The sequence below is a fragment of the Cryobacterium arcticum genome (assembly GCF_001679725.1).
Lineage (GTDB): Bacteria > Actinomycetota > Actinomycetes > Actinomycetales > Microbacteriaceae > Cryobacterium > Cryobacterium arcticum_A.
Window position 1 is genome coordinate 2,588,327 of record NZ_CP016282.1, and the last position, 24,652, is coordinate 2,612,978.

General features: G+C 69.0%; 23 protein-coding genes, 1 tRNA gene and 1 other RNA gene. 14 read left to right on the forward strand and 11 right to left on the reverse strand.

Annotated elements, in window-relative coordinates; genetic code table 11:
• Positions 1–11: 11 nt before the first annotated feature.
• From PA27867_RS11615 to PA27867_RS11635, 5 genes are all read right to left on the reverse strand, one after another.
• Entirely contained in the window at positions 12–1,097 is a 1,086-nt protein-coding gene (locus PA27867_RS11615; RefSeq protein ID WP_066596515.1) for a LacI family DNA-binding transcriptional regulator, read from the reverse strand.
• Between the two features lie 152 nt (positions 1,098–1,249).
• Positions 1,250–2,884, reverse strand: coding sequence for a DUF2252 family protein (locus PA27867_RS11620; protein WP_084021051.1), 1,635 nt, complete (start codon positions 2,882–2,884; stop codon positions 1,250–1,252).
• A gap of 106 nt (positions 2,885–2,990) precedes the next feature.
• Entirely contained in the window at positions 2,991–3,731 is a 741-nt protein-coding gene (locus PA27867_RS11625) for a M23 family metallopeptidase (RefSeq protein WP_066596516.1), read from the reverse strand.
• A gap of 66 nt (positions 3,732–3,797) precedes the next feature.
• On the reverse strand, positions 3,798–4,316 hold the full coding sequence (gene msrA, locus PA27867_RS11630; protein ID WP_066596517.1) for a peptide-methionine (S)-S-oxide reductase MsrA: 519 nt from the start codon (positions 4,314–4,316) through the stop codon (positions 3,798–3,800).
• Positions 4,317–4,508: 192 nt separating this feature from the next.
• Positions 4,509–4,584 (reverse strand) — tRNA-Lys (locus PA27867_RS11635).
• Positions 4,585–4,702: 118 nt separating this feature from the next.
• Here PA27867_RS11635 and PA27867_RS11640 point away from each other — a divergent pair.
• Both PA27867_RS11640 and PA27867_RS11645 read left to right on the forward strand, forming a co-directional pair.
• A complete protein-coding gene (locus PA27867_RS11640; RefSeq protein WP_420480672.1) occupies positions 4,703–5,518 on the forward strand; it encodes an inositol monophosphatase family protein in 816 nt (271 codons plus the stop codon).
• A 50-nt stretch (positions 5,519–5,568) separates the two neighbouring features.
• On the forward strand, positions 5,569–6,084 hold the full coding sequence (locus tag PA27867_RS11645) for a septum formation family protein (protein ID WP_066596518.1): 516 nt from the start codon (positions 5,569–5,571) through the stop codon (positions 6,082–6,084).
• A gap of 40 nt (positions 6,085–6,124) precedes the next feature.
• Here PA27867_RS11645 and PA27867_RS11650 read toward each other — a convergent pair whose 3' ends face one another.
• A complete protein-coding gene (locus PA27867_RS11650; protein WP_157109205.1) occupies positions 6,125–7,384 on the reverse strand; it encodes a GAF domain-containing protein in 1,260 nt (419 codons plus the stop codon).
• A gap of 105 nt (positions 7,385–7,489) precedes the next feature.
• Between PA27867_RS11650 and PA27867_RS11655 the strand changes: the two genes are divergently transcribed.
• The 8 genes from PA27867_RS11655 (at position 7,490) to PA27867_RS11690 (ending at position 15,283) form a co-directional block, all read left to right on the forward strand.
• Positions 7,490–8,713 carry a glycosyltransferase gene (locus tag PA27867_RS11655; protein ID WP_066596522.1) on the forward strand — a complete coding sequence of 408 codons (1,224 nt, stop codon included), beginning with the start codon at positions 7,490–7,492 and terminating at the stop codon, positions 8,711–8,713.
• On the forward strand, positions 8,710–9,459 hold the full coding sequence (locus tag PA27867_RS11660; protein ID WP_236900694.1) for a PIG-L deacetylase family protein: 750 nt from the start codon (positions 8,710–8,712) through the stop codon (positions 9,457–9,459). The genes PA27867_RS11655 and PA27867_RS11660 overlap by 4 nt, the downstream gene beginning before the upstream one ends.
• Positions 9,459–10,307 (forward strand): siderophore-interacting protein, encoded by an 849-nt coding sequence (locus PA27867_RS11665; RefSeq protein ID WP_066596524.1) that lies wholly within the window; start codon positions 9,459–9,461, stop codon positions 10,305–10,307. The genes PA27867_RS11660 and PA27867_RS11665 overlap by 1 nt, the downstream gene beginning before the upstream one ends.
• Before the next feature lie 74 nt (positions 10,308–10,381).
• Positions 10,382–11,341: an ABC transporter substrate-binding protein gene (locus PA27867_RS11670; RefSeq protein WP_066596525.1), complete on the forward strand. Its 960-nt coding sequence runs from the start codon at positions 10,382–10,384 to the stop codon at positions 11,339–11,341.
• 11 nt (positions 11,342–11,352) lie between these two features.
• Positions 11,353–12,447: an iron chelate uptake ABC transporter family permease subunit gene (locus PA27867_RS11675; RefSeq protein WP_236900695.1), complete on the forward strand. Its 1,095-nt coding sequence runs from the start codon at positions 11,353–11,355 to the stop codon at positions 12,445–12,447.
• A 41-nt stretch (positions 12,448–12,488) separates the two neighbouring features.
• On the forward strand, positions 12,489–13,508 hold the full coding sequence (locus PA27867_RS11680; RefSeq protein WP_066596530.1) for a FecCD family ABC transporter permease: 1,020 nt from the start codon (positions 12,489–12,491) through the stop codon (positions 13,506–13,508).
• Positions 13,505–14,380, forward strand: a complete 876-nt coding sequence (locus PA27867_RS11685) for an ABC transporter ATP-binding protein (RefSeq protein WP_084021057.1) — start codon at positions 13,505–13,507, stop codon at positions 14,378–14,380. Before PA27867_RS11680 ends, PA27867_RS11685 begins: the two co-directional genes overlap by 4 nt.
• Before the next feature lie 66 nt (positions 14,381–14,446).
• Positions 14,447–15,283, forward strand: a complete 837-nt coding sequence (locus PA27867_RS11690; RefSeq protein ID WP_066596531.1) for a class II glutamine amidotransferase — start codon at positions 14,447–14,449, stop codon at positions 15,281–15,283.
• A 98-nt stretch (positions 15,284–15,381) separates the two neighbouring features.
• Here the strand turns inward: PA27867_RS11690 and ssrA are convergent.
• Positions 15,382–15,767: a transfer-messenger RNA gene (gene ssrA / locus PA27867_RS11695) on the reverse strand.
• Between the two features lie 498 nt (positions 15,768–16,265).
• Between ssrA and PA27867_RS11700 the strand changes: the two genes are divergently transcribed.
• Complete coding sequence (locus tag PA27867_RS11700) at positions 16,266–18,080, forward strand: HNH endonuclease signature motif containing protein (RefSeq protein ID WP_066596533.1); 1,815 nt, start codon at positions 16,266–16,268, stop codon at positions 18,078–18,080.
• 168 nt (positions 18,081–18,248) lie between these two features.
• Here PA27867_RS11700 and smpB read toward each other — a convergent pair whose 3' ends face one another.
• The 4 genes from smpB to prfB all read right to left on the reverse strand — a co-directional run bounded on the left by smpB (position 18,249) and on the right by prfB (position 22,198).
• Positions 18,249–18,725: an SsrA-binding protein SmpB gene (gene smpB, locus PA27867_RS11705; RefSeq protein ID WP_066599783.1), complete on the reverse strand. Its 477-nt coding sequence runs from the start codon at positions 18,723–18,725 to the stop codon at positions 18,249–18,251.
• A gap of 100 nt (positions 18,726–18,825) precedes the next feature.
• Positions 18,826–19,740, reverse strand: a complete 915-nt coding sequence (ftsX, locus tag PA27867_RS11710; protein WP_066596535.1) for a permease-like cell division protein FtsX — start codon at positions 19,738–19,740, stop codon at positions 18,826–18,828.
• The gene (gene ftsE, locus PA27867_RS11715; RefSeq protein ID WP_066596537.1) at positions 19,737–20,987 is read right to left on the reverse strand and encodes a cell division ATP-binding protein FtsE; all 1,251 of its coding nucleotides are present in this window, start codon (positions 20,985–20,987) and stop codon (positions 19,737–19,739) included. The genes ftsX and ftsE overlap by 4 nt, the downstream gene beginning before the upstream one ends.
• Positions 20,988–21,091: 104 nt before the next feature.
• Positions 21,092–22,198: a peptide chain release factor 2 gene (prfB, locus tag PA27867_RS11720; protein WP_066596538.1), complete on the reverse strand. Its 1,107-nt coding sequence runs from the start codon at positions 22,196–22,198 to the stop codon at positions 21,092–21,094.
• 41 nt (positions 22,199–22,239) lie between these two features.
• On the opposite strand from prfB, the gene PA27867_RS11725 reads away from it, so the two are divergent.
• Genes PA27867_RS11725 through PA27867_RS11735 form a run of 3 tightly spaced genes read left to right on the forward strand, consistent with a single transcriptional unit; the run spans position 22,240 to position 24,635 of the window.
• The gene (locus PA27867_RS11725) at positions 22,240–23,514 is read left to right on the forward strand and encodes an MFS transporter (RefSeq protein ID WP_066596540.1); all 1,275 of its coding nucleotides are present in this window, start codon (positions 22,240–22,242) and stop codon (positions 23,512–23,514) included.
• 27 nt (positions 23,515–23,541) lie between these two features.
• Complete coding sequence (locus PA27867_RS11730) at positions 23,542–23,979, forward strand: nitroreductase family deazaflavin-dependent oxidoreductase (protein ID WP_066596541.1); 438 nt, start codon at positions 23,542–23,544, stop codon at positions 23,977–23,979.
• Entirely contained in the window at positions 23,979–24,635 is a 657-nt protein-coding gene (locus tag PA27867_RS11735; protein ID WP_066596542.1) for a pentapeptide repeat-containing protein, read from the forward strand. Before PA27867_RS11730 ends, PA27867_RS11735 begins: the two co-directional genes overlap by 1 nt.
• Positions 24,636–24,652: the final 17 nt, after the last annotated feature.

Below are 24,652 nucleotides of genomic sequence, written 5' to 3' on the forward strand. Positions count from 1 at the left end.
GCGCCGGGGGCTCAGACGCGCGGGCAGCTCTGCCGCAGCACGACCTCGACGGGCAGCGTGAAAGCCTGGGGTTCGAGGCTGGGGTCGTCGAGCCGGGCGGTGATGGCGTGCACCGCGGCGCGGCCGAGCTCCACCATGGGCTGGTGCACCGTGGTGAGGCTGGGGCGGGAATGCCGGCCGGCGGCGATGCCGTCGAACCCGGTCACCAGGACGTCTTCCGGCACCCGGATGCCGCGCTGCTCGAGGACGTCGAGCACCCCCAGAGCGGTCTCGTCGTTGGAGCAGAGGATGCCGCGTGGCTGGGGTCCGGCGAGGATCCGCGCCGCCGTGGCGCGGCCGCCGTCGCGGGTGAAGTCGCTGCGGAGAACCCGCACGCTGCTCTCGGCCACCCCGGAGTCGGCCAGGGCGTCACGGAAGCCGGCGAGGCGTTCGGCGTCGTCGGGCGAGTCGGTGGGTCCGGCGATGTAGACCACATCGTGCACGCCGTGGGACTGCAGCACGTAGTTGGCCAGGGTGCGCATGCCGGGCCCGTTGCTGGCGCTGACGTGGTCGAACTCGTCGGCGCGTTGGGCGCCGGCCAGGATCACCACCGGGATACGGCGGGCCACGTAGGCGAGCAGCTCGTCCGGTACCGTACGGGCCAGCACGGCCAGGCCGTCGACCCGGCCGGCGATGTCGGTGACCAGGGCCTCGCGGGTGTTGCCGCGTCCGGCGGCCACCATGAGGGCGAACCCCCGGCGCCAGGCCTCGATCTCGGCACCGCGCAGGACCTCGTCGAAGTACAGGTTCTCGGCATCCGGCGAACCGGCCGGATCGTCGTCGACGATGGGCACGGTGTCGCCGCGCGCCGAATCGACCGGCTGGTCAGGGACCGTCTCGTCGTGGCCGGGGAAGAACAGGCCGATCACATTGGTGCGGCGCGCGGCGAGCCCGCGGGCCGCGGCGCTGGGAACGTAGCCGAGGTCGTTGACGGCCGCGAGCACACGTTGCCGGGTGGGCTCGCGCACGGTGTCAGGCGATCGGAAGACCCGGGACACCGTGGCGATGGAGACGCCCGAACGCTCCGCGACGTCGTAGACCGTGGGTACCTTCGCCATGCCGTCGCCTCCTCGTGCTCGTCCACCGGATGCCGGCCTGTCCTGCCATCGTACGGCGGCCGGGACACGAACCCGGTTCCGACCTGCGGCTTCTGTTGCCGAAGCGGAAGAGTTGAGCGCCGGGTCGGCGGGCGGGCGAGACGGGCGACGGGTCAGACGCCGGAGCGGGCGACCAGCCGGCCGCTTTGCACGGCGTCGAGGAAGGCCCGGTAGTCCTCGTCGTTCTGGTCGGCGTAACGGCTGGAGAAGTCGGTGACCGCCCGGTCGAACTTGTCGCTGGAACCCAGGTAGGCCGCGATGGCGATCGGGTCACCCGACCGGGCGTGCGCGCGGGCCAGGGTCCAGCCGCAGGCGTGGGCGTAGAAGGTCATGCCCAGCGGCACCATGGCCTCCACGACGGCGGAGCCCTTCATGTCGCGCAGCTGCCGCCAGTACAGATACCGGCCCGCCTGCACGCCCTTGGTCCATCCCAGGAAGATGTCGCTGGCTGCCTGCATGAGCCGTTGGCCCTGCACCACCCGCTCACCGGGCTGGTCGTAGACGCTCGGTGGCAGGTGGTCTTCGAGCACGGATGCCGTGGCCTCCTTCACCTGCAGGAACAAAGGGTCCTGCTCGTCCCGGCCCTGCAGCAGGGCGATGAACGCGCGGTTGCCGACGCTGCCGACGCCGACCACTTTGTGGGCGACGTCCACCACCTCGAAGCGCTCCAGGAGTTGACGGCGGTCGTCCTGCAGGGTGGCTCGGTACGAGTGCAGCTGGCTGAGAATCGCGGCCTGGGTCTCGTCGGCGGACAGGCCGTAGCTCGAGGCCAGCTCCCGTGCCGGGATGACGATGGGCGGTTGGCTCACGATGCGGTACTGCCCGTCGACCAACTCGGCGAGTTTGGCCAGCGCCTGCAGGCTGTCCCGGGACCGCGCCTTCGCGGCGTTCTTCAGGGCGTTCTTCTCCAGTCGCTTCGACGCCTTGCGGGCGGCCTTTCCTTTCTGACTGGCGCGCACGGTGTCCATGGCAGCGACCAGTTCGGCCTCGGACAACTTGGCGTACCAGATGTCCAGGGTGCCCATCTGCGCGAACTGCGCCATGGCTTCGCGGTAGGCCTGCACGGACCGTTCGGTGATGGTGCGCACGTCGTCACTGCTGAAGCCGTTGTTGCGGGCCGCGATCGTGAAGCTCGCGGCCATCCGCAGCACGTCGTACTCGAACGGGCCGGGCAGGGTCTCGTCGAAGTCGTTGAGGTCGAAGAGGAGATTGCGTTCGGGTGAGGCGAACACCCCGAAGTTGGAGAGGTGGGCGTCGCCGCAGAGTTGCACGATGAGCCCGGCCCGTGGCACGTCCTTGAGGTCGGCGGCCATGATCTTGGCGGCGCCCCGGTAGAACGTGAACGGCGAGACCATCATGCGGCCGTGGCGCACCGGCACGAGGTCGGGTTCCCGGGTGAGGTTCTGCTCCTCGAGCAGCGCGACCGGGTCTGGGCGGTCGCTCGCGGGCGACCATCCGTGGTGGCTGGACACCTGCGCTGCCGCGCGGGCCGCCTTGCCGCGGGCGGCACGCTCCGCGACGCTGGGATGCTCGACGCGGTGCTCTGGTGCCTCGGTCGGCCGTGGCAGCGTCGGCTCGGCGGGCGGCTCAGCCGTGGGCGCCTGCCTGGTTGTGGGGGCCTGAGCCGGGGACTGCTTGGTCTGGGCTTGCTTGGCAGTGGTCCGTTTGGCCGTGCTCTGCTTGGCCGTGCTCTGCTTGGCCGTGGTCTGCTTGGCCGTGGTCTGCTTGGCCGTGCTCTGTTCGGTCATCTCGGCTGCTCCTCCTCCTCGGCGCCGGAGCCTGCACCCGCGGCGACGCCCACCGGCGCGCGGAGACCCATGCTTCAAGCCACGATTACCCGGGTTGCGGAGGCTGTCAACGCTCTCCGTCCTCCGAGTCCGGCGTTGATCCGGGTGCGACGGCTTCGACCACGGCCCCCTCACCGGGAATGCCGACGTCGTGGGAGTGAGGCCGCGCCGCGCCACGCCGCCACTCCCGGTACCGCCGGAACGCCACGGGCACGCCGCGCGCGACCGTGAGGTCGGCGCTGTCCATCACCTGCAGGTGCACATGCGGCTGGGTGGAATTCCCCGAATTGCCGCACTGGGCCAGCGGCTGGCCCACCCGCACACCGTCGCCTGCGACGACCCGCACCGAACGGCTCCTCAGGTGCACGAGCGCCACGAAGCCGGCGCCGTCGGCCAGGGCGATGACCACGTGGTTGCCGGCGATAGCCGGCACACCCGTGCGGAGTCGGGCCGCCTGCCCGAGCGCATAGGGCAGCAGGCTGAGTTGCGAGCGACGGGCCACATGATCGGGCTCACCGTCGTGCGCCGCGACGACGATTCCGTCCGCCGGCGCGAGGATCGGCCGGCCGAAGCCGACGAAACGATCGGCCGGTTCCGTGCCGAAGAGGGTGCCCCAGTCCCTCACGGTGGCGCTGCGGCCGCGCTCGTCGACGCCGATGAAGTCGATGGCATAGCGCTCCCCCAGCAGGTCGGTGCCGTGGCTGGGGATGCGCCGGGCCGGGCTGTTGCGTGCCAGCCACCGCCCGGCGAACGGCAGCGCGACCACAACCGGCCGATGGGCCGGGTTGCGCGACTCAGCCCCGGTCATCCCCCCAGAATAGACCGGCCTGGTCGTGATGAACACGACCGGGCCGGTGCAGATGGAGCAGTGAGGCTAGTTCGCGACCTGCTCGCGACGCGGCAGCACCCAGCCGGGCCGCACGAAGTGGCAGGTGTAGCCGTTCGGGTAGTTCTGCAGGTAGTCCTGGTGCTCGGGCTCGGCCAGCCAGAAGTCGCCGAGGGGCTCGACCTCGGTCACCACCGGGCCGGGCCAGATGCCGGATGCGTCGACATCCGCGATCGTGTCCCGGGCGACGCGCTCCTGCTCGGCATCCGCGAAGAAGATCGCGGAACGGTAGCTGCGGCCGCGGTCGTTGCCCTGGCGGTCCTTGGTGGACGGGTCGTGGATCTGGAAGAAGAACTCCAGCAGCTCGCGAAAGCTGGTGCGCTCGGGGTCGAAGGTGATCTCGATGGCCTCGGCGTGGTCGCCGTGGTTGCGGTAGGTCGCGTTCGGGGTGTCGCCACCGGTGTAGCCCACCCGGGTCGAGATAACGCCCTCGCGCTTGCGCACGAGTTCCTCGACGCCCCAGAAGCAGCCGCCTGCCAGTGTCGCCGTCTCAGTGGTTCCGCTCATAGTGTCTCTCCTTGATCGTGGACGCCGTGATCGTGGACGTTCCCTCGACACAACGTGTCGGCGCCCCGGCCTGTTCCTGGCTTCCGCCACACACAGCGTGCTCCCAGTTTATTGATCCGCGACCGGATAGCGACCGGATTCGAAGCGGATACGAAAAAACCCGGCCGCATGATTGCGACCGGGCTTCTTGTGTGGTGCACCCCCCCGGACTTGAACCGGGAACCCGCTGATTAAGAGTCAGCTGCTCTGCCAATTGAGCTAGAGGTGCGTATTTCAGGCGGCAGGACTTCCCCCGCCGACATGAGACATTACCACCAGATTCGCGCCCGGCGCCAATCGAGGGTCGCCGCCCGGCGTGTCGCACTCCAGTCACTATTCTGGGGAGCGTGATCCCGACCCCGCAGCCCACCCTCTCCGATGACCTCACTCTCGCGCTCGAGTTGGCCGACGCCGCCGACGCGATCTCGATGGCCCGTTTCGAAGCGCTCGACCTGGTCGTCACGACCAAGCCCGACCGCACCCCGGTGACGGATGCCGACCAGGCCGTCGAGCGCGCCATCCGCGACCTCCTGGCTGAGCGGCGCCCCGCCGACGGCATCCTCGGCGAGGAGTTCGGCACCGCGGGGTCCACGACCCGGCAGTGGATCATCGACCCGATCGACGGCACCGCGGGGTTCCTGCGCGGCATCAGCATCTGGGGTACCCTCATCGCGCTCGCGATCGACGGAGTCCCGGTGCTCGGCGTGGTCAGCTCCCCCGCCCTCGGCAAGCGCTGGTGGGCCGCCACGGGTGGCGGAGCCTGGTCGACGGACGCCCGTTTCCCCGACGCTCCGCCCACCCGCCTGGCCGTGTCGGGCGTACAGGGCCTGGCGGATGCCTCGCTCAGCTACGGCAGCATCCAGCAGTGGGATCAGGCGGGCAAGCTCGACGAGTTGGTCTCGCTCACCCGCCAGGTGTGGCGCACGCGCGCCTACGGCGACATGTGGTCGTACATGCTGCTCGCCGAGGGTCACCTCGACATCGCTGCCGAATACGACCTGCAGCCCTATGACATGGCCGCCCTGGTCACCATCGTGCAGGAGGCCGGGGGCCGCTTCACCTCGGCCGACGGGCAGGACGGACCATTCCACGGCAGCGCCCTGGCCACCAATGGCCACCTGCACGCCCTCGCCCTCGAGGCCATCGCCGGCCCGAGCGCCTGACGGCGCCAGACCGGCGCCACCATCACCGCGACGAACACCGGGATCGATCCGTGACGACAGCAGCCATCCGTCGCGTCGGCGTCACCCTGCTCGTTCTCGGCGCGCTCACCGGGCTGGGCGGCTGCGATGCCCTGGGCGGCCTGATTCCGGGCGCGGAGGATCTCGACGACGGCACGACCGCGGTCATGCCGAATGCCGGCACCGACGTTTTCACGCTCGCGGTGGGCGACTGCCTCGACGGCATGGAGGGTGACCTGTACTCGGGCGTGGCTTCGGTGCCCTGCAGCGCCGGTCACGATTGGGAGGTCTACGCCGAAACCGGTCTGGACGGCACCGAGTTTCCCGGTGACGACGTCATCGTGGCCGATGCTGAAGAACTCTGCGGCGCGACCTTCGGCCCCTTTGTGGGGCTGCCGGAGGTCGACGCCGCCAGCTCCGAGCTGGGCTACACCTACGTCACGCCCACCGAGGCCGACTGGGCCGAGGCCGGTCACCGGTCCATCGTGTGCCTCATCGGCGACATGGACGGCCCCGTCGCCGGCACGCTCGCGGGCGCCGGGCGCTAGCGTCGCTGCGCCCTCGGGCCCGGTTGCAGCGCTCAGAGCCCTAGGCCCCCTGGCCGATGGGCTCGTCCCCGGACGCCGCTGCCGTCTGCCAGAGTTCGTTCTGCAGCAACAGCGCCAGTTCGCGCAGGAGCACCACGTCCACGGCTTCCTCGGTGCGAGGCTCCTGGTCGTACACGCACAGAGCGCCGATGCGTTCGCCGGAGGGCGCCTCGATGGGAAAGCCGGCGTAGAAGCGCAGGCGAGGCCCTCCGACGACGAGGGGGTTGTCGCGGAACCTGTCGTCGAGGAGGGCGTCGGGCACGATCAAGGCGGCCGGCTCGAGCACCGTGATCGTGCAGAAGGAGCTGCTGCGGGGAATCTCGGTTGTGCCCAGCCCGACGACGGACTTGTGCCACTGCCGGTCTCCATCGAGCACCGTGAAGGCGGCGGCGCTGGTGCCGAGCGACCGGCTGGCGAGCTCCACGATGCGGTCGAACCGGGCCTCCGGCGCGGTGTGGAGCAGGTTGAGGGACATCAGCGCCCGGTGCCTGCCCTCCTCGACCTGATCGGGGGTGCGCCCCTGCGCCTCGGCCGGCGGCAGGGCGTGGGTGCTGCGGCCGCGCGGGTCCAGCGGCGCGGCCATGCTGCCGGCGAGGGCATCCGCCCAGAGGTCGTAGTCGGATGCCGACCGGAATCGGCCGGCCGCCGAGACCGGCGTCGCCGGCAACGGCACGAAGGTGACCCGCTCGCGGCCCGCACAGAAGTCGGCGCTGGCGGCGTTCAGCGCCAGGACCTGCGTTCCCGCCCAGCGGCCGAACGTGGTCTTGAACACGGGAGCCGACGACATCGGCTCGATACCGGCCAGGAAGATCTCGACACCCAGGGAACTGGAGTGCTGGATGCGGTCGATCAACCGACCCAGACCGGTGACCCACGATCGCGTGGAGGTGAGGCGTGCCGCATCCCCGATGCCGAGGGTGAGCACGACAGCGTCATAGCGCCAGAGATTGGCGAAGTCCACGTGGTGCGCCGCCGAGTGCACCATCATGCTCGACTTGGCACTCACATCGACATCGGCCCCGCGACCCGTGCGATCGGTGAGTGCCCGCGCCAAGGCCCCTGGCAAGGCCAACGAATGGCTGAGAACACCCCAACCTACGGCGGAGCCGCCACCGACGATGAGGATGCGGTCGCTGTCGATGCCGGGAGAATGGGCCTGGGGAGCGTCCGTGGGCCGCGGGATGCCGGCGAAGCGGCGTTCGATGGAGGCCGCCCAGACGCGCAGCACAGGGACCATGGCCCAGCGACAGAGTTCGCGCACGTTACTCCCTCACTGGACGAGGTGGCGGCGCACTCCACCCCGGGCGCGCATTGCATACAACTGGCTCTCATCTTACGCATCCGCCCGATGTCCTAAGATTCTGTAGTGTCCCCAGTTACCTCTTCCCTGCGCATCGCCCTGGTTTCCCTGCACACCTCCCCCGGTGCCGAGCCCGGATCGGGTGACGCCGGTGGCATGAACGTGGTGGTTCGCCACCAGGCCGAGGCCATGGCAGCGCTCGGCCACCAGGTCGAGATCCTCACCCGGCGCTCCTCCCCCGAGATGCCCACCACTCGGCGCCTGAGCCCGGGCGTCACGCTGCGCTACCTCGACGCCGGACCGCTCCGCTCGGTGCCCAAGGGCGACCACGAGGGGTTCATCGACGAGTTCCGCGTGCGAGCGAGCTCCCTCGGACCGTGGGATGTGATCCACTCGCACCACTGGTTCTCGGGCATGGCCATGCTGCCCCTGGCCCGCGAGCTCGGCGTGCCGCACGTGCAGAGCTTCCACTCCATCGCGGCCGACGAGGCCACACCGCTGTCGGCCGGCGAGCGGCCCGAATCCGGAGGACGGATGGCCGGCGAGGCCTGGCTGGCCCGCGAATCCGACCTCATCGTGGCCATCAGCGCGGCCGAGGCCGACACCGTCGTGCAGCGGTTGGGCGGCTCGATGGACCGCATCGTCGTGGTCCCGCCGGGTGTGGACGGCGGCATGTTCCACCCTCTCGCTGCTGCCGACGGACCGGTCGCCGGGGCGAACGCTCTCGGCTACGCCGTTGTCGCGGGTCGCCTGCAACCGCTCAAGGGCTTGGACCTCGCCATCGAAGCGCTGGCGGCCGTGCCGAGCGAGTTGCGGCCGGAGCTCGTGATCGCGGGCGACGCCTCGGCCGACTACGACGGCTACATCGACGAGCTCACCCGCCTGGCCGCCCGGCACGGCATCGCCGATCAGGTACGGTTCGTGGGGCCCTGCAACCGGGTCAAGCTCGCCGGACTGATGCGCGGCGCCCGGGTCGTGCTGGTGCCCTCGCACTCCGAGACCTTCGGCCTTGTTGCCCTGGAGGCCGCCGCCAGCGGTGTGCCCGTCATCGCCCAGGGCACCGGCGGACTCCGCGAGGCCGTGATCGACGGTGACACCGGCCTCCTGATCGAATCCCGTGACCCCCAGGACTGGGCGGATGCGCTCACCGCGGTGCTGTCGGACCACACGCTGGCCAGGCGCCTGTCCCAGGCGGCCCGCCGCCGGGCAGAGGAGTTCGACTGGCCGCGGTCGGCCGCCCACCTCCTCGAGGTCTACTGCGCCCTGCTGCCGGTCCCGGTCTGCGCGTGAGCCTGCTCGACGGGCGGCGCTCGGTTCTCTTCGTGCACGCCCACCCCGATGACGAGACAATCTCCACTGGTGCGCTGATCGCCGAGTACGTGGCCAGGGGCAGCCGGGTCTTCCTGCTCACCTGCTCACGCGGGGAACGCGGCGAGGTCGTCGCCGGGCCGCTGACCGCCCTGGCGGGAACGAACGAGCTCGCCCGGGAACGCGACCGGGAGCTGGAGCGGGCCACGGGCATCCTGGGTATCACCGAGCGCTTCTGGCTGGGCGAGGCGCCGGCCCGGGTCGACGGACTCGAGGCGCGCCGGTACCGCGATTCGGGCATGGTGTGGCTGCGACCGGGGCTGGCCGGACCGGCCGACGACGCCGCCTCTGACGCCCTATCGGTGGCGCCGCTCACCGAGGTCGCTGCGGACATCGCGGCCCTCATCGTGAGGCTGCGCCCCGACCTGGTGATCAGCTACGACGACGGCGGCGGCTACGGGCATCCGGATCACGTGCGCGCCCACGACGCGACCCTGGCCGCCTGCGAGGCGACCGGCACGTCGTTCGCCGAGGTGCTCGAGGCGCCGCGGGCGGACGGCGAATGGTTCGACCTGCCCGGGCATTTGGGCGTCGTGACCGATGCCCTGCGCGCGCACGCGAGCCAGCTCACAGTGCACGGCACCGAGATCGTGCACTCCGGGGGCCAGCGGGAGCCGATCGTCACCTCGACCGGCCTCCGGCTGCACCCGCACACGTCCCCCGCCTGATGCCGGCGCTGTTCCAGTCCTCCCCCAATGCGCTCTTCGACACCGAGGTGCGGCAGGTCAGCCGGCTCTCACCCGGGTTTTTGCGCGTCACCCTGACGGGTGCACACCTGCACCGGTTCGCCGCGCACGGCCTCGACCAGCGCATCAAGATCCTGGTGCCGAGCGGCGCGTACCCGGCCACGTTCGACGAGGATCTGCTGCACGAATCGGAGTGGCGACGGCGCTGGCGAGACCTCCCGGCCACCGACCGGCCGGCCCTCCGCAGCTACACGACCAGTGCAGTGCGCCCCGATCTGCGTGAGATCGACCTCGACTTCTACGTGCACGCCCGGCCCGGCCCGGCGAGCGGCTGGGCCGTCGGCGCCGGTGTGGGCCAGCGGCTGCTCGTGTCGGGTCCTAGCAGCAGACTCAGCGACCGCCGCCACGGCATCCAGTGGTCGCCGGGCATGGCCACCCACCTGCTGCTGGCGGGAGACGAAACCGCGTTCCCCGCCATTCGCGGCATCGTCTCGGCCCTGCACCCCACGAGCAGGGCCACGGTCATCCTGGAAGCCGGGGACCCCCGGGATGCGGCCTGGCTCACCGCCGAGATCCAGGGCCACACCGTGACCGTGCTGCGGCGCGAACCCGCCGGCGGGGAACCCACCCTGCTCCGCGCTGTGGAGGCCTGGAGCGGCCGGTCGGGAGCCACAGCGGCAGCCATGGGTGACGATTTCTACGCTTGGCTGGCCACCGAGAGCAGCCAGGTCTCGCAGCTGCGCACGGTGCTGCACGCGGCCGGAATCGCACCCGACCGGGTGCACTCGCAGGGCTACTGGAACGACCGGGCACGCACCACGCTGGACTGATCGACAGGTTAGGACAGGCTAAGCTAACTATTCGCGATGCTCGTCGCCAGCTCCCCGTCGAAAGGACATCCTCGATGCGCCCCTCCCGTCACCCGTCGCGCCTGCTCGCCGCGCTCACCCTGCCCGTCGTCGTGGCAATCGCCGTCAGCGGATGCTCCGCCACGGCCTCCACCGGCACCGGTACCGGCGCGGCGGGCGCCACGTCGACGCCGGACACCGGCACGCACCTGGTCGAGCACGCCCGCGGCGAGACCGAGGTTCCCAATGACGTGCAGCGTGTCGTGGTGCTGGAGCCCGTGCAGCTGGACACCACCGTGGCGCTCGGCCTGATCCCGGTCGGCGCGGCCGTGTTGAACGAAGCGGCCGGTGTGCCGGCCTATCTCGGGGCCGCCGCGGCCGGGATCGCGACCGTGGGCACCGTTCCCGAGCCGTCGATCGAAAAGATCGCGGCTCTCAAGCCCGACCTCATCCTGGGCACCGAGTCGCGGCATTCCGCGCTCTACGACCAACTCTCGTCGATTGCCCCCACCGTGTTCATGGCGAGCCAAGCCGACCCGTGGACCGACAACGTGGCCCTGGTGGCCCGGGCCCTCGGTGACGAGGCCGGCGCCGACGACCTCCTCACGGCCTACACGGACCGCTGCGCCGAGATCGCCGAGACCTACGGCGTGGCCGGCATGACGGCCCAGTTCGTGCGCCCCCGTGACGGCATCCTCACCCTGTACGGCCCCACCTCCTTCGCCGGCAGCACCCTCGAGTGCGCCGGGTTCACCATCCCCGAGCGGGACTGGGAAGGCTCGATCTCGGTCGATATCTCCCCCGAGCGCGTACTTGACGCCCAAGCCGATCTGGTCCTGGTCTCGGCGACCGACGTGACCGACCCGACACTCGTGCCCGAGTCGATCCGCACCAACGCGGCCTCCTTCCCCGGACTCAACGTCGTGGACCAGTCGTTCTGGATCACCGGCGTCGGGCCGCTGGGCGGCATGACCGTGCTGGACGACATCGAACGCATCCTGGCCGGCACCAAGTAGCGGGGCTCGACGTGCCCCACACGGCCACCGCGGCCCGGACCGGACGCGGTGGCGACGGCCGACGCGCGCCCGGGGTCGGCGCAGTTTGGTTCGGCATCGCTGGGTTCGGCACGGCCTGGTTCCGCACGGCCTGGTTCGGCACCGCCCTGGTCGTCCTGATCGCGGCCGTGGGGCTCTCCATCGTCGTCGGTGCGAATCCCGTGCACCCGGGCACCGTGCTCGACACCCTGTTCGGTGGCGGCACCGCGGAGTCCCGCTTCGTGATCTGGGATCAGCGCCTGCCCCGCACGGCGGCCGGACTCACGGTGGGTGCCGCCCTCGGCGTGGCCGGGGCGCTCATCCAGGCCTTCACCCGCAACCCGCTCGCCGACCCAGGGATCCTCGGGGTCAACGCGGGCGCCGCATTCTTCGTGGCCGTCGGCATCACCTTCCTCGGCGTGACGAGCCCATCCGGGTACGTCTGGCTGGCCTGCGCCGGCGCCCTGGTGCTCACCATCGCGGTGTATGTGATCGGTTCGGCCGGCGGCCCGGCGGCCGGCCCGGTGCGGCTCACCGTCACCGGTGTCGCCATCGGCGCCGTGTTCGCGGGTCTCACCACGGGGCTCGCCCTCACCCATCCCGACACGTTCGACCGGATGCGCGGCTGGAGCGCCGGAAGCCTCCTCGAACGCGGGCTCGACGTCGTGCTGCCCGTGCTCCCCCTCGTGCTGGTGGGCCTGGCCCTCGCGCTGGGTGCCGCGCGCGGGCTCAACTCGATAGCGCTTGGACCCGATGTGGCCCGGTCGCAGGGCGTCAGCGTGCGGCGCATCCAGCTGGTCGTGCTCGCCGCCGTGACCCTCCTGGCCGGCAGCGCAACGGCCGTGGCCGGGCCGCTCGTTTTCGTGGGCCTGGTGGTGCCGCACGTCGTGCGGTGGACGCTCGGCACAGACCAGCGCGGGATCGTGCTGGGGTCACTGTTGCTGGGCCCGTCGCTCGTCCTGCTGTCCGATGTGCTGGGCCGGGTCGCGGTGCTTCCGAGCGAGATGCCCGTGGGCATTGTGACGGCCTTCGTGGGCGCGCCCGTGCTGATCGCGCTGGCCCGCCGTCGATCGGCGACAGCGTTGTGAACCGCAGCGGCGGCACCCGGAGCACTCTGGCCCGGAGCGCTATGCCCCGGAGCCCCGTGACCCGGATGGGCCCGGCCATCCGTACACGCTCCGTCCTCGTCGGCCTGAGCGTGGCGGGGGTCTCCGTCGTCCTGCTCCTCCTCGCTCTCACCCTCGGTGACTTCCCCGTGACGCCGGCCGAGGTCGTCGGTGCCGTCACCGGCCGCCTCGACGGACTGCCCCGCATCGTGGTGCTCGAGTGGCGGCTGCCGCGGGCGGCGGCGGCTGTGCTCTTCGGCGCCGCCCTTGCCGTGGCGGGCGCCATCTTCCAGACCGTGACCCGCAACCCGCTGGCCAGCCCGGACATCATCGGGCTCGCGAACGGCTCGTTCACGGGAATGCTCGTGGCCCTTCTGGCCTTCGGCGGCAGCTGGCCGTTGCTGACCGCCGGCTCCCTGGTCGGCGGACTGCTGGCAGCCGTGGCCATCTACCTACTCGCCTACCGCGGCGGGCTGCACGGTTTCCGTTTCATCGTGGTCGGCATCGGCATCTCCGCCATGCTCGCGTCGGTCAACACCTGGATGCTGTTGCGGGCCGAGTTGGAGACCGCCCTGTTCGCGTCGGCCTGGGGCGCGGGCACGCTGAATTCCGTCACCGCGGCCACGGCGGTGCCGGCAGGGATCTGCATCCTGGTGCTACTCGCGTTGCTGCCGCCCATCGTCCCGGCCGTTCGACAGCTCGACCTGGGAGACGACAGCGCATCCGCCACCGGGGTCGCCGTCGGCCGCACCCGGCTCACCGCCATCGCCCTCGCGGTGTGCCTGGTGAGCGTGGTGACGGCCGTCGCCGGCCCGATCGCGTTCGTGGCCCTTGCCGCGCCCCAGATCACCCGCCGGCTCGCCGGCTCCCCCGGCATCCCGTTCGCCCTGTCCGGCCTGGTGGGCGGCGCTCTGCTGCTCTGCTCCGACCTGATCGCCCAACACGTCATCCCCCTGACCGTGCCCGTTGGGGTGGTGACCGTTGTCCTCGGCGGCGGCTACCTCGTCTGGCTCCTCATCCACGAATCCCGGAGGCGAGCATGATCTCACCCACAGGACCCCACGATTCCGCACTGGACGAATCCCCGCTGGAGGATTCTGTGCTGGAGGATTCTGTGCTGGCGGCCAGGGGCCTGGCCGTGCGGTACGACCGTCGGAGCGTCATCGACGGCCTCGACCTCATCGTGCCGCCCGGATCGTTCACCGCGATCATCGGCCCCAATGCGTGCGGAAAATCCACGCTGCTGCGGGCGCTGGCCGGATTGTTGCCGGCGTCATCGGGATCCGTCTTGCTGGACGGCCGGGATATCGCCTCGTACTCGGCCAAGGACACGGCCCGCCGGCTCGGGCTGCTGCCGCAGGGCGCCGTATCGCCGGAGGGGATCACCGTGGCCGAACTCGTCGCGCGCGGCCGCTACGCCCATCAGCGCCTGCTGCGGCAGTGGTCGGTCGCCGACGAGGCGGCGGTGACGGAGGCGTTGGCCGAGACGCGCGTCGCCGACCTGGCGAAACGGCCGGTGGACGAACTCTCGGGTGGGCAGCGGCAGCGCGTGTGGATCGCCATGGTGCTGGCCCAGCAGACTCCCCTGATCCTGCTCGACGAGCCCACCACCTACCTGGATATCGCGCACCAGATCGAGATTCTCAATCTGCTGCACCGCCTCAACGCCCAGGGCCGCACCATCGTGGCCGTGCTGCACGACCTCAACCACGCTGCACGGTATGCCTCCAACATCGTCGCGATGCAGGAGGGCCGGGTCGTCGCCAACGGAGTTCCGCAGAGCACGATCACGGCCGACCTGGTCGCCGAGGTCTTCGGGTTGCCCAACGTGGTGATCACCGACCCGGTGACGGGCACCCCACTCGTGATCCCTGCGGACACCCGGGTGCAGCACCAACCCGCCGGGAGGGCGTGATCCACCAGAGAGGTGCACAATAGGCGCGTGCGCGTCGTCGCAGTCGCGCCGGATGGGAGAGACGCGATGTGTAGATGGCTGGCCTATATCGGGGAACCGTTGCGTCCCTCCACTATCGTGCTCGACGCCACCCACTCGATCGTGGCGCAATCGCTGGACTCCCCGCTCGGCGCCGAGACTGTGAACGGTGACGGCTTCGGATTCGGCTGGTACGCCTCTGGGGCGGCCGCGACGGCCGAACCGGCACTGTTCCACAGCATCGAGCCGGCCTGGAACGACCAGAACCTGCGCGAACTCACGCGGGCGATCGAGAGCCCGCTGTTCTTCACGCATGTTCGCGCCGCCGCGGGGCCGCCGATCCAGCAGACCAACTGTCATCCGTTTCGGTACGAGAACTGGATGTTCATGCACAATGGGGCCATCTCGGGCTGGCGGGACCTGAAACGCGACCTCACCCTGGCGATCGACCCTGGCCTGTACCCCAACGTTCTGGGGACGACGGATTCGGAGGTATTGTTCCATCTCGCGCTCACGCTCGGGCTGCAGGACGATCCCATCGCGGCCGTCGGACGGGCGATCCGGATGGTCGAGACTGTGGGCCACGAGCACGATGTGCGCTTCCCCTGGCAGGGCACGGTCGCCGTGTCGGACGGCAGCACGCTGTGGGCGTTCCGTTATTCGTCCCAAGGGCGCACACGCTCCCTGTTCCACTCCACCGACATCCCGACCCTGCGTGAGATGTACCCCGACCAGGCGCGCCTGGCGGCGTTCGGGGATCATGCCCGGGTCGTGGTGTCCGAGCCGCTCAACGACCTGCCGGGCGTCTTCGTGGAGGTGCCGGAGTCGACGGCGGTTGTGCTCGACGCCGACGGCTACCGGCACGAGTCGTTCCTGGGCGCCTGAGCATACGAACGGCTCAGCACGCAAAAACGCCACCCCGAGGGATGGCGTTCGCGTGAGGAGCTCAACGGGCAAGTCAGCAGCGTGTGGCAACAACCCAATGGTGGAGATGCGGGGAATTGAACCCCGGTCCATTGCTGTGGTCATGTTTCTTCTACGGGTGTATCCAGTGAAATCGTTCTACTCGGCTCCGGAACTTGCCACTGTCAGCTGATCCGACGAGCCCAGCCCTCGTTTAAGTCCCCCTATACCCCGAGGCTCAGGATAGGAGCAATCTCTCTAAATGACGTCAGGGTCCGAGTAGAGAGCATTCCCGGTCTGACGGTCTCAATGTGGTTCTACTTAGGCCGCGAGGGCGAAAGCGGAACGCGAGACAGTGCGGTTTGAATTGGCACTTATTGTTTTGCAGAGATCGTTAACGAGATAACCCTGCATCCTCGACCCGCTTCTCACAGTTACGCAGGCAATGTCGAAACCGATCATCCCCATGTTCACGTGTCGACGGCTCTCTAGGAGTCGCACGAGACGCGGTTGTTGTCACACGCTGTTGAGTTACCAATCTTGTTTCCAAGACCGCAGTGACGAACATTGCAGCCCGCCACTACGGCCTTTCAGGATACAACACTTTCCCCCACCAGTGCACTCGGCCGCCGGCTTGCCCGCGCAACTGTTACCCAACCGGGGACTCCTGGCCGCCGGTCGACCCCGTCGAGATCCCGCGCCCTACTGTCCACCGTGCCCGATCGTTGATCGAGCCCGTCGAGATCCCGCAAGCCGCTGTCCACCGCCCCCGATCGCCGATCGAGCCTGTCGAGATCCCGCGACCTGCTGTCCACCGTGCCCCGATCGTCGATCGAGCCTGTCGAGATCCCCTTAGAAACCTCTATGAACCTGCAATGACTCCGGCGCAAATATTCTCGAGATTCCCTTGTTGATAACTTGACATTTCCTCACAATATTCTCTGATTCGTGGGAGAATAGGGGTATGGACGAAGAGCTCGTAAACGGCTCCACCGCACCGCTGGGAGGCACTCCCACCGGCAGCACTCCGCAGGACTGGAACACCAGCCTGGCTGGTCCGGCACCCGTTCCCGCCGCCTTCGATGTCGCCGCTGACTCGAGCGTAAACGCAGCCACCGACACTCCCACCGACACTCGCTCCGGCGCTGGATCCACCCCCGACTCGGGCTCTGGTACCGACCGGGCCGACAACACCGACGGCGAGCCTGTCAGGCCGGCACCTGCCCGCCCGGCTCGCCGGGGTGCCCCGCAGCCGATCTGGCGGGACCCCGCAGACCTCCCCGCGGTGCAGCGCGCTCACACCGGTGAGTTCGGGGAGAAACTGCACCTCCTGTCCGAAGCCGCCGCGGTGGTGCAGGAGGTGATGGGCTCGATCGATGTTGACGGCCTCAACGATGCGGAGCTGGTCGCCCTGACCCAGATGACCGAGAAGGTCGGCCGGCCGGCCGATCTGGCCCGGGTGACCACGGCCACGGTCGTGGACTACCGGTCCCGGACGGGCCTGGGCCGGGACTCGTTGGCGTGGAAGCTCGGCGCGTCGCACCACACGGATTTGTTGACCCGGTTGACCGGGGCGTCGGGGCAGGAGATGAAACGGCGGGTGCGGTTGGGCGAGAAGATCGCCCCACGCATGATGGGCGGCACCGTCCTGGACCCCGTGTTCCCGACCGTCGCCGCCGCCCTGGCCGACGGGGAACTCGGTCTCGATGCGGCCGAGGAGATCGTGAAGGGCCTGGCCGACTACAAGGTCCACGGTCGCTTCGACGCGAACCCGGCCGATGTTGACGCGGCCGAGGCGGGCCTGGTGGAATCGGCCACCGGCTCCCTCTACGGCCGCACGGGCGACGACGACCCGATCACCCGGCTGGGCGACTCGGACGGGTTCGCCTACCCCGCTGACGCGCTTCGCGACATGGCGCTGCAGTGGCAGGCGGCCCTGAACCCGGACGGTCTCGCCCCGAACGAGGAGGTCCTCGAGGCGAAGTCGACGTTCTCGTTCGGTGGGATCCGCAACGGCCTCTACCCGCTCCGCGGCGGCGTGACGCCGGAGCTCAAAGGCATCATCCAAACCTTGTTCAACACGTACCAGTCCGCCCGCACCGCACCCCGGTTCCCCTCCGCCGAGGAACAGGAACGCATCGAGGCCGGCGAACTCGTCCCCGGGGAGATCCTCGACGAACGCAGCGGCGGCGAGAAACGAGCCGACATCCTCCGCGGCATCCTCACCCAGGTCGCCCAAGACCCCCGCACCCCGACCCTGGGCGGGATGCCACCAACCGTGATGGTGCACGTGAGTGCCGCGGATCTCCTCGCCGGCATCGGCGTCGGCTGGATCGACGGCGTGGATGCGCCCCTGTCGATGAAGACGATCAATCAGATGGTCGACAACGGTGGCATCCGGCCCGTGTTCTTCGGCGGCAACGGCGCCGTCCTCGCCCTGGGTAACAAAGCCCGCTGCTTCAGCCCCCTGCAACGCCGCGAGATCACCGCCCGGGATGGCGGCTGCATCACCCCCGGCTGCACCTGCCCACCCCAATGGACCGAAATCCACCACGTCATCCCCTGGGAACAAGGCGGCCGCACCGACATCGACAACGGAGTGTTGCTCTGCTGGTACCACCACCACACCATCAACACCTCCGGGTGGAAGATCCGCATGGTCAACGGGATGCCGCAGGTGAAAGCACCGCACTGGATCGACCCGACCGGAACATGGCGACGGCCCAACCAGCACCGCGCCCACGACCCCAACACCCGAAAACCGCCGAACACGGAATGACTCACCGGGTCTCGACAAGCTCGACCACCGGGTCTCGACAAGCTCGACCACCGGGTCTCGAAACGCTCGACCACCGGATCACCGCCTGCTTGATCAGCGGGTCTCGACAAGCTCGACCACCGGGGCTTGGCCTGCTTGATCAGCGGGCCGGGGGCAGTGCGGGTGCTGCTAGTCGCCGAGGTTGCGACGCGCGGAGATCGCGCGGTCGGACTCGCGCTTGTCCTGGCGTTCGCGCAGGGTCTGCCGCTTGTCGAATTCCTTCTTACCCTTGGCTACCGCGATCTCGACCTTGGCCTTGCCATCGCTGAAGTAGATCTTCAGCGGGATGAGGGTGTATCCACCCTCTTTGGTCTTATGGCTGATCTTGATGATCTCCTGCTTGTGCAGAAGCAGCTTGCGCTTGCGGCGCGGCGGGTGGTTGGTCCAGGTTCCGGCCGTGTACTCCGGAATGTGCACGGCATCCAGCCACGCCTCACCGGACTCGATGAAGGCATAGCCGTCGACAAGCGACGCCCGGCCGGCCCGAAGGGACTTCACCTCGGTGCCACTCAAGACCATTCCGGCCTCGTACGTGTCCTCGATGAGGTAGTCGTGGCGCGCCTTGCGATTGGTCGCGACGACCTTCTCGCCTTTTTCCCTGGGCACGGCATTCTCCTCGATCAGTTGTGGTGCGACCGGCATCCGCCGGGCAGCCCATCAGTCTAGCGGCACCTGCACCCGCCACCGACACGCTGCCCGCGACGGATCAGACCTTCAGGTACCGGGTGATGGCGAAGTTGGCCGACGCCGCCGCCAGGGCGGCACCGAGCACCAACAGAATGGGCACCACGGTCAACGCATCCTGCAGGTCGACGAGAGCGAAGCCGCTGAGCCGCGCCCCAAGGAAGTCCTGCACGAAGAACTTCACCAGCGCCACGACCGCTCCACCGGCAAGCAACGAACCCAGCAAAGCCGCGAACACCCCCTCGAGGATGAACGGCGTTTGAATGAACCGGTTCGACGCACCCACCAGCCTCATGATGCCCAGCTCCTTCCGCCGGGAGAACGCCGACAGACGGATGGTCGTGGCGATCAGCAGCGCCGCCGCCACGAGCATCAGCGACGCGATGCCGATGGCCGTGTAACTGGCCACGTTGAGCACGGAGAAGATCTGGTCGAGGTACTTGCGCTGGTCGGCGACGTTCTCAACGCCCGCAACACCCGAGAGGCTCTCCACGAGCACGTCGGAGTCCTCCGGGTTCTTCAGGTTGACCCAGAACGTCTGGTTGAGCTGCTCGGGGGTCACATAATCCGCCACCGGGTTGCCCGCGAACTGCGTCTTGAAGTTCTCGAAGGCCTGCTCGTGCGTCTCGAAGTAGTACTTGTCGATGAACGTCGCCAGAGTCGGGGACTCCAGCTGCGCCTTCACCGAGTCGATCTGCTCCTGGGTGGCCTCGCCCGCCGTGCAGGTCTCCCCCGGCGAGATCGCCGTGCACATGTAGATGCCCACCTGTGCACGGTCGTACCAGAAGTTCTTCATCTGGCCGATCTGCATCTGCATCAGGATGGCGGCACCGACGAAAGTCAGCGAGATGAAGGTCACCAGAACGACGGAGACCACCATCGAGGCGTTGCGCCGCAAGCCGTGGGAGGCTTCGGAAAGTACGAGTCCGAGTCTCATCGGGTGGGTCCTACGTTCTGCTCAATGGTGGGGTCGGGCTTCTCACCGGGCGCCCGCAGACCGAGCTTCTCGGCCAGCGTGAGCTGCTCCGGCTCGTCATGCTGGGTGACCGGGATAACCGGCCGGCTCATGGTGGATGCCGGCGGCTCGACGTTCGCCGCCGGCTCGGCCGGCTCGGCCTCGGCCGGCGGGGCGTATTCAACGACAGGCTGGGCGTATTCGACGACGGGCGCCTGCTGGGCAGCAACCGGCTGGGCAGCCTCGCGCTCGACGGCCACCGGCTGAGCGGCGGCGGGCTCGGCATGACGCTCGGGAACCGACGCGGTGGTAGCCACCTCGGACTCCTCGGCGGGCGGAGCTGTGTTCACCGCGACAGCAGCGGCTTCGACCTCCGCCGAGGCCACCTCCTGGGGCAGCACCTCCGGAGCGGGGTAGGTCAGCGGCGCGGCGGGCGTCGGGCCCGTGCTCGGGCCCGTGGTGGCTCCCGTCGCCGCACCAGTGGACGGCATCCGTGAAGACCTGGACGGGGCACGCTCACCCGGGGGCAGCACCATGGGGATGGCCGCGGTGGCATAACCACCCTGGCGCTCGTCACGCACGATCTGCCCGGCGGACAGCTCGATCACGCGGCGCTTCATCTTGTCGACGATGCCCGCCTCGTGGGTGGCCATGATGACAGTGGTGCCGCCGGCGTTGATCCGGGCCAGCAACGACATGATCTCGGCGCTCGTCGTGGGGTCGAGGTTACCGGTGGGCTCGTCGGCCAGAACGATCTGCGGCTTGTTGACGATCGCGCGGGCGATGGCCACACGCTGCTGCTCACCACCGGAGAGTTCGTGCGGCAGGCGCTGCGCCTTCTCGGCCAGCCCCACCATCTGCAACGTGTCAGGCACAGCCTCCTGGATGTACCCGCGAGACTTGCCGATCACCTGCAGGCTGAAGGCGACGTTGTCGTAGACGCTCTTGTTCGGCAGCAGGCGGAAGTCCTGGAAGACCACGCCGAGGTTGCGACGGAAGTAGGGCACCTTGCGGTTGGAGATGGAGCGCAGGTCCTGGCCGAGCACGTGAATGCTCCCGCTGGACGGCTTCTCCTCCTTCAACATCAGGCGAAGGCAACTCGACTTTCCCGAGCCCGAAGCCCCGACCAGGAACACGAATTCGCCGCGAAGAATCTCGACGTCGATGGAGTTCAGGGCCGGTCGGTTCGTACCGGGATATTTCTTGGTGATGTGATCAAATCGGATCATGGCGTGTTCGAGCCTAGGCAGCCAACCTGGATTTTCCTACTTGCGACATACCTCAAGCAGCAACTCGACAGGTTGACGGGAGCCACCGCCGGCCGGTTTCCCCGCTATTCGGTGGGGGTTTTCCGCCAGCGGATGCCCGCGGCGATGAATCCGTCGAGGTCGCCGTCGAACACGTTGGAGGGGTTGTTGACCTCGTACTCCGTGCGCAGATCCTTGACCATCTGGTAGGGCGCGAGCACGTAGCTGCGCATCTGGTCACCCCAGCTGGCGGTGATGATGCCGGCGAACTCCTTCTTCGTCGCCGCTTCCTGCTCACGCTGCAGAAGCAGCAGCCGGGAGGCCAGCACGCGCATGGCCGCGGCGCGGTTCTGGATCTGGCTCTTCTCGTTCTGGCAGCTCACCACCAGGCCCGTGGGCAGGTGGGTGATGCGCACGGCGGAGTCGGTGGTGTTGACCGACTGGCCGCCCGGGCCGCTGGAGCGGAACACGTCGACCCGGATGTCGTTGTCGGGAATCTCGACCGCTTCGGCCTGCTCGATCAGCGGCACGACCTCGACCGCGGCGAAGGAGGTCTGGCGCTTGCCCGCGGAGTTGAACGGGCTCATCCGCACCAGGCGGTGGGTGCCGGCCTCGACGCTCAGGGTCCCGAAGGCATACGGGGCATTGACCTCGAAGGTCGCCGACTTGATGCCGGCCTCTTCCGCGTAGCTCACGTCGAGAACGTTGGTGGTGTAGTTGTGCTGCTCGGCCCAGCGCAGGTACATGCGCAGCAGCATCTCGGCGAAGTCGGCGGCATCGACGCCGCCGGCGCCGGCCCGGATGGTGATCACGGCGGGGTTCGGGTCGAACTCGCCGTTCAACAGGGTCTGTACCTCGAGGTCGCCGAGCACCTTCTTGACGCTCTCCAGCTCGGCCGTTGCCTCGTCCGCTGACTCCTGGTCGCCCTCGGCGTTGGCCAGCTCCACGAGCACCTCGAGGTCGTCCAGACGGGACTCGATGCTCTCGATGCGCTTGAGCTCGCTCTGGCGGTGGCTCAGGTCGCTGGTCACCTTCTGGGCGTGCTCGGAGTCGTTCCAGAGGTCGGGCGCGCCCGCCTCGTCGTTCAGCTCGGCAATGTCCAGACGTAGCCGGTCGATGTCGATCACCGACCGGATGTCGTCGAACGTGGCCCGCAGCGCGGCGATCTGCTCAGAGAAGTCCAGCTCAATCATTGTGGAATCCAGCCTACCGGGCGAGAGGTAGCATCGAACGGATGAGTACCGAGCGCCCCTTCAGCCTGCGGGGGGTGGCTCTCGCAGCGTTCCTGCCCACGATGCTCTTCTCGATCGGTGAGGGCGCGATGATTCCCCTCATCCCGCTGGTGGCCGACAGTCTCGGCGCCTCCCTCGCCTTCGCGGGCTTCATCGCGGCCATGGTGATGGTGGGCGAACTGGCCGGAGATATCCCCAGTGGCGCCGTCGTCTCGCGCTTCGGCGAGCGGAACTCCATGATCGGCGCATCGCTGCTGGCGATCATGGCCGTTCTGGTCTGCATCATCGCGCCCAACCCCCTCGTGCTGGCCGCAGGCATCTTCCTCATCGGCCTGGCCACGGCGGTCTTCGCGCTCGCGCGGCACGCCTTCATGACCAGCTACGTTCCCGTGGCCTACCGGGCCAGGGCCCTCTCCACCCTCGGCGGCGTCTTTCGCGCCGGCTGGTTCGTCGGCCCGTTCATCGCGGCCGGCGTCATCCAGCTCACCGGCAGCACCACCGCGGTCTTCTGGGTATTCATCGTCTGCTGCCTGGCGGCGGCCGTGGTGCTGTTGCTGCTGCCGGATCCCTCGAGCACCTTCGCGAGCGCCGCGCCCGGAGCGCCGGCCGGCACCGCCGTGCGCACCGCCGGCGAGGACGAGGCAGCGGCGGAGACCACCGGCCTGTTCGCCACCATCTGGCGGTACCGCGGCGTGCTGCTGCGGCTCGGTACCGGCGCGGGCCTAGTCGGCGCCATGCGCGCCACCCGCACGGTGATGCTGCCCCTCTGGGCGGTCAGCATCGGCATCAACGAGCCGGACACGGCCCTGATCATCGGCATCGCCGGCGGGATCGATTTCGCCCTGTTCTACGCCAGCGGCCAGATCATGGACCGGTTCGGCCGCATGTGGACCGCGATCCCGTCGATGATCGGGCTCGGCATCGGCATGCTCGCCCTCTCCTTCACCCACGACCTGCCCGACAACGTTCAGTGGTTCATCGCCGTGGCGATGTTCCTCTCGCTGGCCAACGGCATCGGCAGCGGTCTGCTGATGACCCTGGGCGCCGACCTGGCACCGCCCACCGGCCCCGCGCCGTTCCTGGGCGCCTGGCGATTCACGGCCGATTTCGGTAGCGCCGCCGCTCCCCTGGCCGTCGCCGGCATGACTGCGGTGTTGTCGCTGTCGGTGGCCAGTGGTGTCATGGGCGTCGTGGGGCTCCTCGGCGCCGGGGTGCTCTGGCGCTACATTCCCCGGTACGCACCGCGCCATCCCCGCGTACCCCTGCGAGACACTTAAACCAGACCGAAGAGAGAGTTGACTGTCATGCCGCTGCACGGAGACTACGAGCCCAGCCCCGAGAAGTGGGTGCGCGACCAGGTCGAGCTGTACGAATCGTCCGGCGGCACCCAGGGCACCACCCTGCGCGGGATGCCCGTGATCGTGCTGACCACCCTCGGCGCCAAGTCCGGCAAGATCCGCAAGGCTCCGCTCATGCGTGTCGAGCATGACGGCCGCTATGCCGCCGTCGCTTCCCTGGGCGGCAGCCCGAAGAACCCGGTCTGGTACGCCAACGTGGTCGCGCATCCGCTCGTCGAGGTGCAGGACGGGCCGGTCCGGCAGGACATGCGGGCGCGGGAGATCACCGGCGAGGAGAAGGACCTGTGGTGGGAGCGGGCCGTCGCGGCGTACCCGCCCTACGCGGACTATCAGAGCAAGACCGACCGGGTGATCCCGGTCTTCCTGCTCGAGCCCGTCTCCTAGTGGCCCGCGTCACCAAGCGCGGCCCGCAGCTGGACCGGATCGTCCTGGAGAACCTGCTCGACAACGACGGCGCCCTGGTGGGCCGCGGCGACGACCGCGCGGCCGAGCGGTACACCCGGGTGGACTTCTCCGGCCGTGACTTCACCGGCACGGGCTTCACCGAGTGTGAACTGCACGCCGTGGACCTGAACACCACGGTGTTGCGCGGCACCAGCTGGGCGGAGTGCGTCGCCACGGAACTGCACGCCGCGGTGTTCAGCGCGCCCCGCTCCAGCTGGCGGGACGTGCGCATCGAACACTCCAGGCTCGGCTCTGTCGAGATGTACGAGGCGAACCTGCGCAGCGTGCAGATCGACGGCTCCAAGCTGGACTTCGTGAACCTGCGCAACGCCACCCTCACCGACGTGCTGATCAGCAACTGCATCATCGACGAACTCGACATCTCGAGCGCCGTCGTGCAGCGGCTGGAGCTGCGGGACTGCCGGATCGGCACGCTGGACGTCGCCGGTGCCCGCCTCACCGACGTCGACCTGCGATCGAGCGACTTCTCAGCCATCCACAGCCTGGAGGGCCTCAAGGGAGCCACCATCGACGACGCCCAGCTGTCGCTGCTGGCACCGCTGCTGGCGGCGCACCTCGGGATCCTGGTCGATTGACCAGCGCGGACTAGAGG

What these genes read in the sequence shown, in the direction of transcription:
- PA27867_RS11615 (WP_066596515.1), bottom strand. Translation starts at nt 1,097, where the DNA reads ATGGCGAAGGTACCCACGGTCTACGACGTCGCGGAGCGTTCGGGCGTC.
- PA27867_RS11620 (WP_084021051.1), bottom strand. Translation starts at nt 2,884, where the DNA reads ATGACCGAACAGAGCACGGCCAAGCAGACCACGGCCAAGCAGACCACG.
- PA27867_RS11625 (WP_066596516.1), bottom strand. Translation starts at nt 3,731, where the DNA reads ATGACCGGGGCTGAGTCGCGCAACCCGGCCCATCGGCCGGTTGTGGTC.
- msrA (WP_066596517.1), bottom strand. Translation starts at nt 4,316, where the DNA reads ATGAGCGGAACCACTGAGACGGCGACACTGGCAGGCGGCTGCTTCTGG.
- PA27867_RS11665 (WP_066596524.1), top strand. Translation starts at nt 9,459, where the DNA reads ATGCCGGCGCTGTTCCAGTCCTCCCCCAATGCGCTCTTCGACACCGAG.
- PA27867_RS11670 (WP_066596525.1), top strand. Translation starts at nt 10,382, where the DNA reads ATGCGCCCCTCCCGTCACCCGTCGCGCCTGCTCGCCGCGCTCACCCTG.
- PA27867_RS11680 (WP_066596530.1), top strand. Translation starts at nt 12,489, where the DNA reads ATGCCCCGGAGCCCCGTGACCCGGATGGGCCCGGCCATCCGTACACGC.
- PA27867_RS11685 (WP_084021057.1), top strand. Translation starts at nt 13,505, where the DNA reads ATGATCTCACCCACAGGACCCCACGATTCCGCACTGGACGAATCCCCG.
- PA27867_RS11690 (WP_066596531.1), top strand. Translation starts at nt 14,447, where the DNA reads ATGTGTAGATGGCTGGCCTATATCGGGGAACCGTTGCGTCCCTCCACT.
- PA27867_RS11700 (WP_066596533.1), top strand. Translation starts at nt 16,266, where the DNA reads ATGGACGAAGAGCTCGTAAACGGCTCCACCGCACCGCTGGGAGGCACT.
- ftsX (WP_066596535.1), bottom strand. Translation starts at nt 19,740, where the DNA reads ATGAGACTCGGACTCGTACTTTCCGAAGCCTCCCACGGCTTGCGGCGC.
- ftsE (WP_066596537.1), bottom strand. Translation starts at nt 20,987, where the DNA reads ATGATCCGATTTGATCACATCACCAAGAAATATCCCGGTACGAACCGA.
- prfB (WP_066596538.1), bottom strand. Translation starts at nt 22,198, where the DNA reads ATGATTGAGCTGGACTTCTCTGAGCAGATCGCCGCGCTGCGGGCCACG.
- PA27867_RS11725 (WP_066596540.1), top strand. Translation starts at nt 22,240, where the DNA reads ATGAGTACCGAGCGCCCCTTCAGCCTGCGGGGGGTGGCTCTCGCAGCG.
- PA27867_RS11730 (WP_066596541.1), top strand. Translation starts at nt 23,542, where the DNA reads ATGCCGCTGCACGGAGACTACGAGCCCAGCCCCGAGAAGTGGGTGCGC.